Origin of the sequence: Pedobacter terrae, assembly GCF_900100705.1 — a bacterium.
GTDB lineage: Bacteria > Bacteroidota > Bacteroidia > Sphingobacteriales > Sphingobacteriaceae > Pedobacter > Pedobacter terrae.
Genome location: NZ_FNCH01000004.1, coordinates 147,589 through 161,330 on the forward strand (window position 1 = coordinate 147,589; position 13,742 = coordinate 161,330).

General features: G+C 38.8%; 13 protein-coding genes and 1 pseudogene. 5 read left to right on the forward strand and 9 right to left on the reverse strand.

Annotated elements, in window-relative coordinates:
* The first annotated feature begins 209 nt into the window (after window positions 1–209).
* The 5 genes from BLR60_RS07150 to BLR60_RS07170 all read left to right on the forward strand — a co-directional run bounded on the left by BLR60_RS07150 (window position 210) and on the right by BLR60_RS07170 (window position 4,252).
* Window positions 210–2,480, forward strand: coding sequence for a helix-turn-helix domain-containing protein (locus tag BLR60_RS07150; protein WP_090498245.1), 2,271 nt, complete (start codon window positions 210–212; stop codon window positions 2,478–2,480).
* Between the two features lie 79 nt (window positions 2,481–2,559).
* Entirely contained in the window at window positions 2,560–2,937 is a 378-nt protein-coding gene (locus tag BLR60_RS07155) for a GxxExxY protein (RefSeq protein ID WP_090498247.1), read from the forward strand.
* A 76-nt stretch (window positions 2,938–3,013) separates the two neighbouring features.
* Window positions 3,014–3,622 carry a SprT-like domain-containing protein gene (locus BLR60_RS07160; protein ID WP_208600589.1) on the forward strand — a complete coding sequence of 203 codons (609 nt, stop codon included), beginning with the start codon at window positions 3,014–3,016 and terminating at the stop codon, window positions 3,620–3,622.
* A 45-nt stretch (window positions 3,623–3,667) separates the two neighbouring features.
* The gene (locus tag BLR60_RS07165; protein ID WP_090498251.1) at window positions 3,668–3,904 is read left to right on the forward strand and encodes a DUF433 domain-containing protein; all 237 of its coding nucleotides are present in this window, start codon (window positions 3,668–3,670) and stop codon (window positions 3,902–3,904) included.
* Complete coding sequence (locus BLR60_RS07170) at window positions 3,905–4,252, forward strand: DUF5615 family PIN-like protein (protein WP_090498254.1); 348 nt, start codon at window positions 3,905–3,907, stop codon at window positions 4,250–4,252.
* Here the strand turns inward: BLR60_RS07170 and ade are convergent, their stop codons facing one another.
* The 9 genes and pseudogenes from ade to BLR60_RS25425 form a co-directional block, all read right to left on the reverse strand.
* Window positions 4,253–5,890: an adenine deaminase gene (ade, locus tag BLR60_RS07175; protein ID WP_090498256.1), complete on the reverse strand. Its 1,638-nt coding sequence runs from the start codon at window positions 5,888–5,890 to the stop codon at window positions 4,253–4,255.
* A 97-nt stretch (window positions 5,891–5,987) separates the two neighbouring features.
* A complete protein-coding gene (locus tag BLR60_RS07180) occupies window positions 5,988–7,964 on the reverse strand; it encodes an alpha-ketoacid dehydrogenase subunit alpha/beta (protein WP_090498258.1) in 1,977 nt (658 codons plus the stop codon).
* Between the two features lie 30 nt (window positions 7,965–7,994).
* Entirely contained in the window at window positions 7,995–9,383 is a 1,389-nt protein-coding gene (locus BLR60_RS07185) for a LutB/LldF family L-lactate oxidation iron-sulfur protein (protein WP_090498543.1), read from the reverse strand.
* Window positions 9,384–9,904: 521 nt separating this feature from the next.
* Window positions 9,905–10,114 (reverse strand): type II toxin-antitoxin system VapB family antitoxin, encoded by a 210-nt coding sequence (vapB, locus tag BLR60_RS07190; RefSeq protein WP_090498260.1) that lies wholly within the window; start codon window positions 10,112–10,114, stop codon window positions 9,905–9,907.
* 106 nt (window positions 10,115–10,220) lie between these two features.
* Window positions 10,221–11,855 (reverse strand): M28 family peptidase, encoded by a 1,635-nt coding sequence (locus tag BLR60_RS07195; RefSeq protein WP_090498545.1) that lies wholly within the window; start codon window positions 11,853–11,855, stop codon window positions 10,221–10,223.
* A gap of 25 nt (window positions 11,856–11,880) precedes the next feature.
* Window positions 11,881–12,318 (reverse strand): ribose 5-phosphate isomerase B, encoded by a 438-nt coding sequence (gene rpiB / locus BLR60_RS07200; protein ID WP_090498262.1) that lies wholly within the window; start codon window positions 12,316–12,318, stop codon window positions 11,881–11,883.
* A 45-nt stretch (window positions 12,319–12,363) separates the two neighbouring features.
* On the reverse strand, window positions 12,364–13,245 hold the full coding sequence (gene tatC, locus BLR60_RS07205; protein ID WP_090498264.1) for a twin-arginine translocase subunit TatC: 882 nt from the start codon (window positions 13,243–13,245) through the stop codon (window positions 12,364–12,366).
* A gap of 115 nt (window positions 13,246–13,360) precedes the next feature.
* Window positions 13,361–13,519 carry a hypothetical protein gene (locus BLR60_RS24810; protein WP_167354697.1) on the reverse strand — a complete coding sequence of 53 codons (159 nt, stop codon included), beginning with the start codon at window positions 13,517–13,519 and terminating at the stop codon, window positions 13,361–13,363.
* A 6-nt stretch (window positions 13,520–13,525) separates the two neighbouring features.
* Window positions 13,526–13,720: pseudogene (locus BLR60_RS25425) on the reverse strand (DUF2683 family protein).
* Between the last annotated feature and the right edge of the window lie 22 nt (window positions 13,721–13,742).

A 13,742-nucleotide genomic window follows, 5' to 3' on the forward strand; every position in this document is an offset into this window, starting at 1 on the left:
ACTTCTGCAGTAATTCTATTTGGGACATTAATTCGCGCTGATAATAATTATCTTGAATCATAAATCTAATAAAATCTGCTCAATTACTCTTCTTAACTAAAATTATCGATCAAAAATTAAAATTTCTCACCAATCATTCTTTAGTTTTGTGCTAAAATGTTTAGCTTTATTTATCCTCCCTGTTTTAGCAAACTAAAATTTTATTGCAGATGCCTACATTAGAAGAAACTTCTATGCCCGCTGAGATCGCGGCTAAATTTGTGAATTATACCTCTAAACACGTTTTTTTAACGGGAAAAGCGGGGACGGGTAAGACTACTTTCTTGCGAAAACTGATTCAACTTACGCATAAAAAAGCGATCATTTGTGCACCAACCGGTATTGCGGCAATTAATGCTGCCGGGGTTACCATACATTCCCTTTTTCAGTTGCCTTTTGGCGCTTTTTTTCCTGATGCGGCAGGGAATATCATCAATCAACAAATTACCTTTAACTTTAATACACCGCGTACGCTGGTCAAGCATTTAAATATGCAGGGTAATAAAAGACGTCTGATTCAAGAGCTTGAACTTTTGGTAATTGATGAGGTGAGTATGCTGCGGGCTGATATGCTGGATGCCATTGATTTCGCGCTACGCTACATCAGGAGAAGTAAAAATGTACCTTTTGGAGGTGTACAGCTCTTGTTTATTGGCGATTTGCACCAGTTGCCGCCCGTGGTTAAAAACGACGAATGGCGGGTAATGGCTGGGTTTTATAAAAGTATTTATTTCTTTGATGCACTGGCGCTGCAAAATAACCCGCCAGTATATATCGAGTTGGATAAAATTTATCGTCAGGACGATTCGGTGTTTATTGATTTGCTAAACAATCTCCGGAACAACAAAATTACGCCCGCAGATACTGCTTTGCTCAAGCAACATTTTAAACAGGATTTTAAGCCTGCAGCTGATGAAAATTACATCACTTTAACCACGCATAATCATAAGGCTGATAGCATTAACCGTGAAAGATTAACCCAACTCCAAACTAAATCGTATTTTTTTGAAGCAAAGGTAACAGGTGAATTTAATGAACACGCCTATCCCAATGATAAAAGTCTGGAATTGAAAGTTGGAGCGCAGATTATGTTTATTAAAAATGACATGACTGCCGAGAAGCGTTACTATAATGGTAAGATAGGTGTAGTGCACCATATAGAAAAAGGTGTAGTAGAAATTGAATTACCTGAAGATAAAACGGTGATCCAGATTTCGCCTTACACCTGGGAGAACGTAAAATATAAACTAAACGAGGCTACGAACGAAATTGATGAAAATGTAGCAGGTTCTTTTGTACAATATCCAATTAAGCTGGCCTGGGCCATTACGGTGCATAAAAGTCAGGGCTTAACTTTTGATAAGGCCATTATTGACATTGGTGAAGCTTTTGCTCCCGGACAAGCTTATGTGGCGCTTTCGCGCCTTCGGTCGCTTAAAGGACTGGTTTTAACTTCACATCTGCGTGAAAGTGGTTTGCAGCAAGACCAGAACATCCATTACTTTTCTAAAACCAAACAGCCGACCGATGTGCTTGACCAACAAATCAGTTCGGAGAGTTATGATTTTATCAGAAGCTATCTGTTATCGGCTTTTGATCTGAATATGGCACGCTATTATTTTAGGGAGCACATGCAAACTTTTGATAAGAGTGAGGCTAAATCGACCAAGCAGCGCTACGATGAATGGACGATGGATCTGTATAAAGATTTTCAAAAAATTACTGCCACGGCTGATACTTTTATCAACCAGCTTAAAAATCTTTTTGCCGAACAAACTGAGCATACCTTGTTCAATGTATCGAAGCGGGTACAGGCTGCGGTAAAATATTTCAGTCCGTTAATTAAAGAGGTCTCGGATAAATTTTTGGCACAAATTGAAGCCATTAAAGAAGAAAAGCAAATTAAAACCTACCTGACTGAACTGCTTGAACTGGAAATTGTGATTTATGAGCAGCTGAAGAAAATTCATAAAAGTAAGGCATTGCTCGAAGCCATTATTGATGGCAAAGAATTTAGTAAAGCCGATACAGATGCACTTTTAAATGTGGTGGAAAGAGAGGCGCAATTGAAAAAAGCAATTACCCTTAAAGGCATGGTGCTAAAAGTAAAAACGGCAACAGAGAAGAAAAAGAAAGAGCCGAAGCCTGATACCAAACTCTTGAGTTTTGAACTGTATAACGAGGGCAAAACTTTAAGTGAAATTGCAAAGGAGCGGGGCTTATCGCAGGGTACCATTGAGGGGCATTTGGCTTACTATGTCTCAACACAACAACTTGATGTAACGAAGCTGGTTAAACCTAATAAAATTAAAAACATAACAGATGCTGTTGAAAGCCAGAAAACAAAATCAATGGCCACCATCAGGGAGTTTTTAGGTAAAGATTATTCTTTCGGTGAGATAAAAATGGTGCTGGCATCGTTGTTCCCTTCAGAGGAATAGATCAGGGTTTAACCGCAAAGGCGATAATTCATTTTACCACAGAGAGTACAGAGTTAAGGCACAGAGAGCACAAAGTTTTATGGAAGAAGATTTATTAACAAGAACCATCATCGGATTGGCAATAGACGTTCATACAGCTCTCGGACCTGGATTGCTTGAGAGTGCTTATAAGGAATGTTTATTTTATAAGATTGACAAGGCAGGCTTTCAAGTTGAGAAAGAAAAAATAATGCCTTTGCATTTTGAAGATGTGAGGTTGGATTGTGGTTATCGAATCGATATCCTCGTAGAAGACAGACTAGTTTTAGAATTGAAAAGTATTGAACGATTAACTGACATTCATTTAGCACAAACCCTCACTTATATGAAATTGGGTGGCTATAGATTCGGATTGTTGATAAATTTTAATGTTTTGCTGTTAAAAGAAGGTATTAAACGTGTTGTAAATGGCTATTAAAATTACCTCTGTTTTCTCTGTGTAAACTCCGTGAGCTCTGTGGTTAAAAAAAATAAAAATATTTATCTTAGCAATTGTGGAGAAAGTTAAAGTTTTAGCGCAGTATATGCCGGAACCAGCGGCACCGCTAATTGCCAAGTGGATTGATTATTTTCAATGCGAATTTAAGATTGCTAAAACCCGTTCTACCAAACTGGGTGATTACCGCCATCCTTTCCGCGATAAAGGGCACCGCATTTCGGTTAACTTTAACCTCAATCATTATGCTTTCCTGGTAACCACAGTACACGAATTTGCACATTTGTTAACCTGGAATGATTTTAAGAATAAGGTAAAACCACATGGAGCCGAATGGAAGAAAAACTTTCAGCGGATGATGGTGCCCTTTTTTGACATGAATATTTTTCCCGAAGATATTCATAGGGCGATAGATAACTATATGTCGAACCCTGCAGCTTCGAGTTGCTCTGATTTACATTTATCGCGTGCCTTAAAAAAATACGATAGTAATAAAACGGAGACTTTACACTTAGAGCAATTACCCATTAATACCAACTTTAAAATTAAAGATGGTCGGCGTTTCACCAAAGGCGAACGCATCAGAAAACGTTACCGTTGTGTTTGTTTAGATGATAAACGGATTTACCTGTTTAATCCGCTGGCTGAAGTGTTTTTGTTGGAGTAACCGCCCAAATTACCAAAAGCTAAACTAATTGATTAACTTTACGTTATGGAACAGATTTTCGATCGTATTTATATTGATAGTGATATTTGTAATGGAAAGCCGATTATAAGGGGAAAGAGAATTACTGTACAAACTATCATGGAATTTTTATCTGCTGGTGAAACAACTGAAGAAATTTTAAATCAATATCCTTCACTTGAACTTGAAGATATTACTGCCTGTATGCGCTATGCAACAGAATTAATGAACCATAGTTTTATTATTAAACAGGCAGTGGCTTAAATGGAGGAGTTTAGGTTTTTAATAGATGTTAACCTTCCCCGTTTTTTCTCCCTTTGGAACAATGCTCAATACATCCATCAGGCTGATTTGGGCGATGAATGGTCTGATACGATGATCTGGCAATATGCTAAAGCTCAAAATTTGACCATTATAACGAAAGACAGCGATTTTTCTTCCAGAATACTTTTACATACTCCGCCACCTAAAGTGATTCATATTAGGTTGGGTAATATGAAAATGTCTCAATTTCACGATGCGATTAATACTTTGTGGCCAGAGGTTATCTCTTTAAACAAAAATTACAAGTTAATTAATGTTTTTGCTGATAGGATAGAAGGTATTACGTAATTACATCAACCTAAACTCATCACCATCAAATAAACCTTTATCACTCAGTTTCAAATGCGGAATAACTAGAAGTGCCATAAAAGAAAGTGACATAAAAGGAGCGAGGAGCGTTGAACCCAGATCTTTTGCAAATTGATCTATAGCAGTATAACATGCAGCAACCTCATAACCATTGCGGTTACTCATTAAACCCGCCACCGGCAACGGCAACACTTCTTCTTTTCCATGGCCTAAAGCTGCCACGCCACCAGTTTCTTTGATTACCAGGTTTACTGCATCGCAGATACTTTTATCATCAACCCCCACGGCAATGATATTATGACTATCATGCGCTACACTCGAGGCAATTGCGCCCTCTTTTAAACTAAAGTTTTTAACGAAAGAAATAGCTATTGGCGCATCATGATAACGGTTAACCACCACCATTTTAAGTACGTCATTTTGTACATCACTTATGATATTGTCATTTTCAACTTTGGGCTTTGCATATAATTTATTGGTAATCAGCTGACCATCCAGTGCTTCAATTACTGCGATTTCCTGCTGATCTGCGTATCTCAAAATGAAATCTTCTTCCTTTTTCAGGCTGCAATTAAAATGGTTAATCGATTCTTTATCAGTAATATGGTTGATCCAGTTTCCAGTCATTTTACCGTTTTCTGCTAGTAAAAGACCATCAATATAGGTTTGTTTTACCTTAAAATTAATCAGGTTTTCTATAACGATAAAATCAGCATTATCATTTACCTGTAGTGTACCAACATTCAGCTTATAATGTAAGATCGGGTTGATACAAGCTGCGCGAAGTACCTTAAAAATATCGATTCCTTCGGCTACCGCCCTGGCACAAATTGCGTTGATGTGGCTTTCAACTAAACTATCAGGATGTTTGTCATCACTGCAAAACATCATCATTTCGGGCCAATCGTGAAGTAAGGGAATCAGCGCGTCGAAATTTTTAGCTGCACTGCCTTCGCGGATCAGGATTTTCATGCCTCGCTGCAGTTTATCCAGCGCCTCTCCGGCAGTAAAACACTCGTGGTCAGTAGAAATACCGGCATCAATATATGTTTGGACTGTATCGCCACGTAGGCCTGGCGCATGTCCGTCAACAGGTTTACCGAGTTGATGGGCAGCAGCAATCTTTTTTAAAACTTCTTCATCTTGATACAGCACTCCGGGGAAATTCATCATTTCGCTGAGGTATTTAATTTCAGGGCGTTCCAAAAGTGCCTTAACATCATCGTGGTTTAACACTGCTCCCGCAGTTTCGAAAGAGGTAGCTGGTACGCAGCTTGGTGCGCCGAAATTAAATTTGAAGGGTACGGTATTGCCGTTTTCGATCATGAATTCAACGCCTTCCATGCCGCATACGTTGGCAATCTCGTGTGGATCGCTAATGGTGGCCACCGTGCCGTGTACCACCGCTAGCCTGGCAAATTCGCTCGGAATTAGCATACTGCTTTCAATGTGCACATGACTATCAATAAAACCTGGAGTAATGAAGGCGCTGTTTGGGCGTTCCTCAGAAATCTTGGTAACCGATTTTATTTTTCCGGCTTCAACAGTTATTTCGCCAAAATAAATATGCTGTTCTATGATATTGACTATGTTTCCGCTGACTTTGAAAGTACCCATTCATTTTTATGTTTAATTGTATAAATCGGTTAACTGTTTAACTGTAGCTTTGACTTGGTAATTAACCGATTTAAACAGTTTATAAGATTAACCGCTCTTAGTATTTTAATAATTTATCAATTGTTTCTGCTAATCTGGCTTTAGCCAAAAAATCATCTTCCAGCACCTTGCTCATCGGAATAGCAGTATCTAAACTTGCACAACGCATTACAGGTGCATCCAGGTAATGGAAAAGGTGCTCTCCAATCCATGCGGAAATTTCGGCGCCGAAACCATTAGTCAAGGTATCTTCATGTAAAAGCAGCACTCTTCCGGTAGCCTTTACAGCTTCTTTTACCGTTTCCTGATCCCATGGCTGGAGCGTTCGTAGATCAACCAAAGTTGCTTTCTGTTCAAAATGATTGTTTAAATGTTCCAAAGCCCAATGTACGCCTAAACCATAAGTGATAATTGTAAATTGATTACCCTTTGTTATGGTAACGGCTTTCCCTATTTCGGCAGTATAATAACCATCGGGTACTTGGGCAGTTAAGCTTCGGTACAAATATTTGTGTTCAAAATAAATAACCGGATTGGGATCGGCTATAGCGGCCAAAAGCAAGCCTTTTGCATCTTCAGGAAATGCGGGGTAAACGATTTTTAAGCCCGGTGTCTTGGTAAACCATGCCTCGTTGCTTTGTGAATGGAAGGGGCCTGCACCTGTTCCAGCGCCGGTAGGCATACGCACCACTACATCGGCTTTTTCGCCCCAGCGATAATGCGTTTTGGCTAAATTGTTTACAATCTGGTTAAAGCCAACGCTTACAAAATCAGCAAACTGCATTTCTACCACAGCCTTATAACCATTTATGGATAGGCCTAAACCAGCACCTACAATGGCCGATTCGCAAATGGGCGTATTGCGCACCCGATTTTTGCCGAATTTAACCATAAGGCCATCTGTAATTTTAAATGCCCCACCATAATCAGCAATATCCTGTCCCATTAAAACCAGGTTAGGGTATTTTTCCATAGCGAGATCTAGTGCATCGCTAATCGCATCGAGATATCGTTTTTCAGTAAAAGATTTACCAGGTTGAATGACTTCGGGCTGGTAAGGAAAATACATATCAGTTTCTTCCTGAATAGCATCTGCAATTGGCTCTGGCTCTTCAAAAGCTTCTTCAACAGCTACTTCAATATCTTTTTTAAACTGGATTTTGATATCCGTAATGGTATCGGTAGTTAAAATACCCTGTTCAATTAAATAAGCTTCATAATTGTTTAGGGGATCTTTCTTTTCCCATTCATCAAAAAGTTCTTGCGGAACATATTTGGTGCCTGATGCCTCTTCGTGACCGCGCATCCTGAAAGTCATACATTCAACCAAAACAGGTCTTGGATCTTTTCTAATTTCCATGGCCAGCTGGTTAATGGTATCGTACACTTCAAGAATGTTATTGCCATCAATTTGTCGGCCTTCAATGCCATAACCAACAGCTTTATCAACCAGGTTTTTGCATCTGTATTGCTCTGCTTTTGGGGTTGAAAGCCCATAACCATTATTCTCGATTAAAAATATCACTGGCAGACTCCAAACAGCTGCTACATTGATGGCTTCATGAAAATCGCCTTCGCTGGTGGCACCTTCTCCTGTATAAACGAGGGTAGCGTGTTGTCTGTTAGCCAGCAAATCTGCTAAAGCAATGCCATCAGCAAGCGCCATTTGCGGGCCCAGATGGGAAATCATTCCTATAATTCTATAGTCTTGTGTGCCAAAATGAAAGGAGCGGTCGCGGCCTTTGGTAAAGCCGGTTAACTTTCCCTGCCATTGGGCCATTAATTTCTTAAGCGGAATATTACGTGAAGTAAAAACACCTAAATTGCGGTGCATGGGTAAAATATATTCTTCAGGCTGCATAGCCATTGTACTGCCTACGGCAATGGCTTCCTGCCCAATACCCGAAAACCATTTACCTATGCGGCCCTGGCGTAATAATTTGAGCATTTTATCCTCTACCATCCGGGGATAAAGCAGTTTTTTATATAAATTCAGCAAGAATTCGTCTTCTTTATCTCTTCGGTTAAAATGCATATCTGGATGGTTTGATTAATTACCCTAGAATCAGGACTCCCGACTCTTCTTTAATTCTTCCCACTGTTTTGCAAAAGATCTATCGGCAACGTTTGGCATTTCGCGGTATTTGCCCCAACTTTTTTTGAAGAAGGTTTTAAGCATAAAGTTCTTAAAATTTCCCCCAAAGAAGTCCATCCACTTGCGTTTTTGCATCATTTTGCTGAACATACTCCAGCCTATTTCTTCCTTCTTGCCGTTCTCATGGGCAGCTGCCGCATCCCGGCGATTGAGCAACAACATTTTATGGATATCGATTTTTACCGGGCAAACCTCCGAACATTTTCCGCACAGACTGGAAGCATAACTTAAATGCTTAAACTCTTCCATGCCTTTTAGGTGCGGCGTAATTACAGAACCAATCGGGCCGCTATAAGTGGTGTTGTAGGTATGTCCGCCAATATTTTTGTATACAGGGCAGGCATTTAAACAGGCACCACAACGAATGCAATATAAACCTTGTCGCTGATCTTTTTGAGCCAGCAAATTGGTGCGGCCATTATCCAGCAGGATGACATACATTTCTTCAGGCCCATCTGTTTCATTTGGCTGACGCGGACCACTGAGGATACTATTGTAAACCGTTAGGTTTTGTCCGGTACCATGTGAAGCCAGTAAAGGCCAGAATAAAGCCAAATCGGCCATGGAAGGAATTATCTTTTCTATACCAACAATGGCAATATGTATTTTAGGGAAAGTAGTGCTTAACCTGGCATTTCCTTCGTTTTCGGTAATGGCGATGCTTCCGGTATCAGCAATCAGGAAGTTACCGCCACTAATGCCAATATCAGCATTTAAATATTTATCTCTGAGTAGCTCCCTTGCTTTTTGTACCAGTTGCGGCGGCGTGGCATCAATCGGGGTACCAAATTTATCGTGAAATAACTGTGCAATATCAGTTGCACTTAAGTGCATGGCGGGGGTAACAATGTGGTAGGGCGCCTGGCCCAATAACTGAACAATGTATTCGCCCAGATCGCTTTCTAACGATTCGATATTGTTTTGCTCCAAAAAGTCGTTCAGGTGAATTTCTTCGGTGGTCATTGATTTAGATTTGATGACCTTTTTTCCGTTGTTTCTTTTAATAATATTGAGGATTTCCTGCTGAGCTTCTGCAGCATCGTTTGCCCAAATTACTTTACCACCTCTGCGCTGAAAATTCGATTCGAACTCTGGTAAGAACTTGTCGAGGTTTTCCATTACCCGCCATTTAATCACATGGGCTTTTTTCTTGGAAGCCTCGAGGTTTTCGAATTTAGATAAGCCACGTTCAACCGCTGTATTGTATTTACCAATATTATAATTTATGGTTTTACGATGCGGTAAATCGAAAGCTTTCTCATCAGACTTCTCTAAAAATTCCTCGGCAGTTTTCATCAATGGCAATTTATTATAGGGGTAACGAAGAATAACCACTTTTAGTTTGGTGCTTCTTCGCTAAAAACCAAAGATAGGAAACCCATTGAGTTTATTTTTTGAAAGTTGAAACAAAAGAAATTATTATAATGAAATGATTTTACCAGATTACCTCTGGTATATATTTTTTACCTATTTCATCGCTTGAAATAAAATCCAAGCCTAATTCTATACTTGTTGCAATAATAATTCTATCGAAAGGATCGCGATGTAGAAATGGTAAAGATTTAAGTGTTTTTAATGTTCCTATCTCTATTAGAAGAATCGAAATATTAGTTTCATTGCATGAGTCAATGAGTTCATCTAATGAATACTCTAATGAAGTTTACCTATTGATTGTTTTATTGTAATTTCCCACAAACTGGCAATGCTCAGATATAGGTTAAGGGTTGGGTCTTCTAAAATTTTTCTTGCTCTGTTAGATAATGCAATGTTGTCGTCCTGCATCCAAAGTAAAACGTGCGTATCAAGCAAGTATTTTTTTACTACATGTAATCTTTGAAATCTTCTAATGGAGCATTAAAGTCATCACTCATTTTCATTTTTCCCTTAAGTAAGCCAAGTTTTCTACTACTTTTTTTCTCGCTTCTTTTAAGGTCTTTTTTTTGCAAAATAAAATCAATGAAGTCTTCTACCTCTTGCTGATAGGCAACAGGGATCATTTTGATTTTTTCTAAAATATGCAATTGATCCATAAATGTGCTTTTACCAAAAATAACATTTTAATCCTGAAATATAAAATTACGGTTATCACATTCATAAAAAAGCCCCAACATTTCGTTGAGGCTGAGTATTTTGAAATTATTTCTTCGGATTTCCTTTTCCATCCATGTCTACTACCGGACGTTTAGCCCTGTTGGCAAGCTCCCATGCCGTAAAATAGGTGAGTTTTGCTCTTTTAGTAAGTAGGGGGAAGTTAATTTTACTTACTTCGTCGCCTGGTTTGTGGTAATCCTGTTGTAACATCCCATCATAATAAAAAATAATTGGAATGCCTAATTTGGCGAAATTGTAATGGTCTGAGCGGTAATAAATCTGCTCAGGATCTTTTGGATCATCATATTTATAATCCAGTTTCATTTTAGTATAAGTAGCATTTACCTGCTCGCTTAAATTAGCCAGATCGCTACTTAACATCCTGGAACCTACCGAATAAATGTAGTTTGCCGAATCGGGTTTGCCTAAATATGCTTCACCTGTACGGCCAATCATATCAGTATTTAAATCGGCAATGGTATTGGCAACAGGGAAAACAGGATGCTCAGAATACCATTCAGAACCCCAAAGGCCTTTTTCTTCTCCAACAACAGTCATAAATAAGATGCTGCGTTTAGGACCTTTACCTGCTTTTTTGGCATCGGTAAAAGCTTTTGCCATTAATAAAACACCTGTAGTACCGGATCCATCGTCATCAGCACCGTTGTTTACTTTATCTTTTGCGTTAGGATCAGTTTCCAAACCAATATGATCGTAGTGACCGGTTAAGATTAATACTTCTTTTTTAAGTACAGGATCAGACCCCTCTAAGAAACCCAAAACATTTTCGCACCTAACCGCTGCTTCGTTTTTAGCAGCACTTGCTGAGAAAGGAACATTTAACACTTGCGAAGCAGGCGTAAGGCTTTCAGTAATTTTCTTTTGTAAATCGGCTGCTGTAGTATTGGCAGATTTTAACAAATCGTTTGCAAGGGCTACAGAGATGGAAATACGCGGCGTTTCATTTTGTTTCTGCGCCTCAATAGCGGCATTTGTTTTGACCATCACACGGCCGTTATTTTGAGCCTGTTTCGTGTTTTCGGTAATTCTATCCACACTTGGATCGATTAGGATAATGGCTTTAACATTATTCTCCGCAAAATATTTTGCCCTGCTCTCTAACATGGCCCGGTAAGCAGCCCTGTCAACACGGGTACCTGGCTTAATGGTTGGATCTCCGCCGTTAAACATCATCACTACTTTACCTTTAATATCTGTTCCGGCAAAATCGTTATAGCTGTCTTTCTTGATCCCGTAACCAATAAATACAATCTGATCAGTAGAAAAAGTAAAACCGTTATCGCTGATTAAGCTTGGTGATACAATATAATCTTTCTGATATTCTTTCGGCTGACCGTTAACGGTTACATGACTTTCTTTTAAAGTAACATTTACCAGGTTAATTTTCTGGAAATAACTGCCATTAACCGGACCTTTTAAGCCAATCGATTTAAAATAATCGCGGATGTAATCTGCTGCCATCCAGGCACCTTTGGTTCCTGTTTCGCGGCCTTCATATTCGTCAGATGCCAAAACAGAAAGGTGTTTATAGGCATTATCAGGATTAATGGCCTTGCTAAATTTAATAGCGTCTTTATTGGCAGGGAGGGGTTTGATCTGGCCAAAACAACTTGCTGTAACAAGTGTGGCTAAACCAAGGGTTAAAAATTTTTTGTTCATGATGATAATTTTAGGTGAGGTCTGGTTAGCACGAAATTTTGTCAACCCGGTTTTGGTGTCGGCCGCCTTCAAATGCTGTAGTTAAAAAGGTTTCGGTAATTTGTTTAGCTTCGTCTATAGAAACAAAACGGGCCGGGATACAAAGAACATTAGCATTGTTATGCAGGCGGACCAGTGAAGCCACTTCGTTTTCCCAGCATAAACCTGCTCTAATGCCCTGATGTTTGTTGGCTGTTATGGCCACACCGTTGGCAGAGCCGCAAAGTAAAATACCATAGGTAAATTCTCCATTTTCGACAGCACTGGCAACAGGATGGGCAAAATCAGGATAGTCAACAGAATCTGCAGTATGCGGGCCAAAATCTTTTACTTCGTAATCTTGTAAAAAATCTTTTAATAATTCTTTGTATTCGAATCCGGCATGATCCGCGCCAATGGCGATTTTAATTTTTGTACCAGACATTGTCAAATGTATAGAGAATTGTGAATTCTATTCGTAATGTTTTTGTTAGTTAGCATAGAATGCAGCTTCAGCTTTTTTCTTCTTTTTTTCAATGTAAGCTGAAACGAAAATACTCAGCTCATAAAGCAGGAATAACGGCGTAGCTACAATCAGCATAGTCATAATATCAGGTGTTGGCGTAACAATGGCCGCAATGATTAAGATAATCACCGCTGCATACCTTCTGCTTGATCTCATCAACTTTGGTGTCATCAAACCAAGTTTAGACAGGATGAAAATAATCACCGGAAGTTCAAAGATAATCCCCGTACCTAAAGTAAGGGTTGCTACAGAAGAAAGGTAGGAATCGACTGTAAAAGTATTTTTGATTTCGGCACTTACCGTATAACCAGTTAAAAAGTTAACCGATAACGGGCATACTATAAAGTAGCCGAAAAAGATACCAATAATGAAAAGTACAGAGGCGAAGAATACAAAACCACTGGCTGATTTACGTTCATTTTCATGTAATGCCGGTTTAATAAAACGCCAGATTTCCCACAACAGATATGGGAAACCAACCACAATACCACACATTACGCAAACATTTAACTGCAGATTAAACTGACCGGCCATCTCGGTATTGATAATTTCACCATTAATTTTGGTGATACACATATCTTTACCCAGTGATGGAAAATGTTCTACCAGTTTACACATCATCCGGTAAGTCCAAAAATCAGGTTTTTTAGGTCCGAAGATTATTTTATCCAGAATCTCTTCATTGAAGTAAAAAGCGATACCCGTAAAAACGGCAATGGCAATTACGGCTCTGATTAAATGTTTACGGAGAACATCCAGGTGATCGAAAAAAGACATTTCTGCCTCTAAATTGGTGCTCTTTTGACCGATAGCTTTTGTAAGTAAAGTTTTTTTAGTGTCGCTCATGTTGAAAACAAAAATACCATTCTATTTGAATAGAATGGTATTTACGTGTTAAATATAGAAATAGTTTATATTATTATGAGAAATCCGTTGTAAAAATGAAGAGCCCTGGTAGGGCTTAGTCCCACAATTGGTTTTTAATCATACTCATTTGGCTTAAATTTGCAGCATTGTTATAATTAAATTGATATACGCCATCTTCTCCTGTAACAATTAAAGATTTTGGTCCGGCAATAATATCAAAACTTTTAATATTGTTCAGATGCTGCAATCTCATTAAAAGCTATTTCCATAAATCCTCTATCGCTATCTTAGTGAATTTTCCCTCTTTAAAACTTTGTTCCGATTTCTTTATTTAGCAATGAATTCGGTATTGAAGGTTTTTCCTTTTTTCAAAAGAAACCGTCATGGCTTTTAGTACCTGCTTTACCGCATTTAGTTGCGCCTTGTTTTCCGGATGTACAATTAATGTTTCCATAAATCGAATTTACTGAAATAAA

What these genes read in the sequence shown, in the direction of transcription:
- BLR60_RS07180 (WP_090498258.1), bottom strand. Translation starts at nt 7,964, where the DNA reads ATGCATTTTAACCGAAGAGATAAAGAAGACGAATTCTTGCTGAATTTA.
- BLR60_RS07195 (WP_090498545.1), bottom strand. Translation starts at nt 11,855, where the DNA reads ATGAACAAAAAATTTTTAACCCTTGGTTTAGCCACACTTGTTACAGCA.
- vapB (WP_090498260.1), bottom strand. Translation starts at nt 10,114, where the DNA reads ATGGATCAATTGCATATTTTAGAAAAAATCAAAATGATCCCTGTTGCC.
- BLR60_RS24810 (WP_167354697.1), bottom strand. Translation starts at nt 13,519, where the DNA reads ATGAGATTGCAGCATCTGAACAATATTAAAAGTTTTGATATTATTGCC.
- BLR60_RS07150 (WP_090498245.1), top strand. Translation starts at nt 210, where the DNA reads ATGCCTACATTAGAAGAAACTTCTATGCCCGCTGAGATCGCGGCTAAA.
- BLR60_RS07170 (WP_090498254.1), top strand. Translation starts at nt 3,905, where the DNA reads ATGGAGGAGTTTAGGTTTTTAATAGATGTTAACCTTCCCCGTTTTTTC.
- rpiB (WP_090498262.1), bottom strand. Translation starts at nt 12,318, where the DNA reads ATGTCTGGTACAAAAATTAAAATCGCCATTGGCGCGGATCATGCCGGA.
- BLR60_RS07155 (WP_090498247.1), top strand. Translation starts at nt 2,560, where the DNA reads ATGGAAGAAGATTTATTAACAAGAACCATCATCGGATTGGCAATAGAC.
- ade (WP_090498256.1), bottom strand. Translation starts at nt 5,890, where the DNA reads ATGGGTACTTTCAAAGTCAGCGGAAACATAGTCAATATCATAGAACAG.
- BLR60_RS07165 (WP_090498251.1), top strand. Translation starts at nt 3,668, where the DNA reads ATGGAACAGATTTTCGATCGTATTTATATTGATAGTGATATTTGTAAT.
- tatC (WP_090498264.1), bottom strand. Translation starts at nt 13,245, where the DNA reads ATGAGCGACACTAAAAAAACTTTACTTACAAAAGCTATCGGTCAAAAG.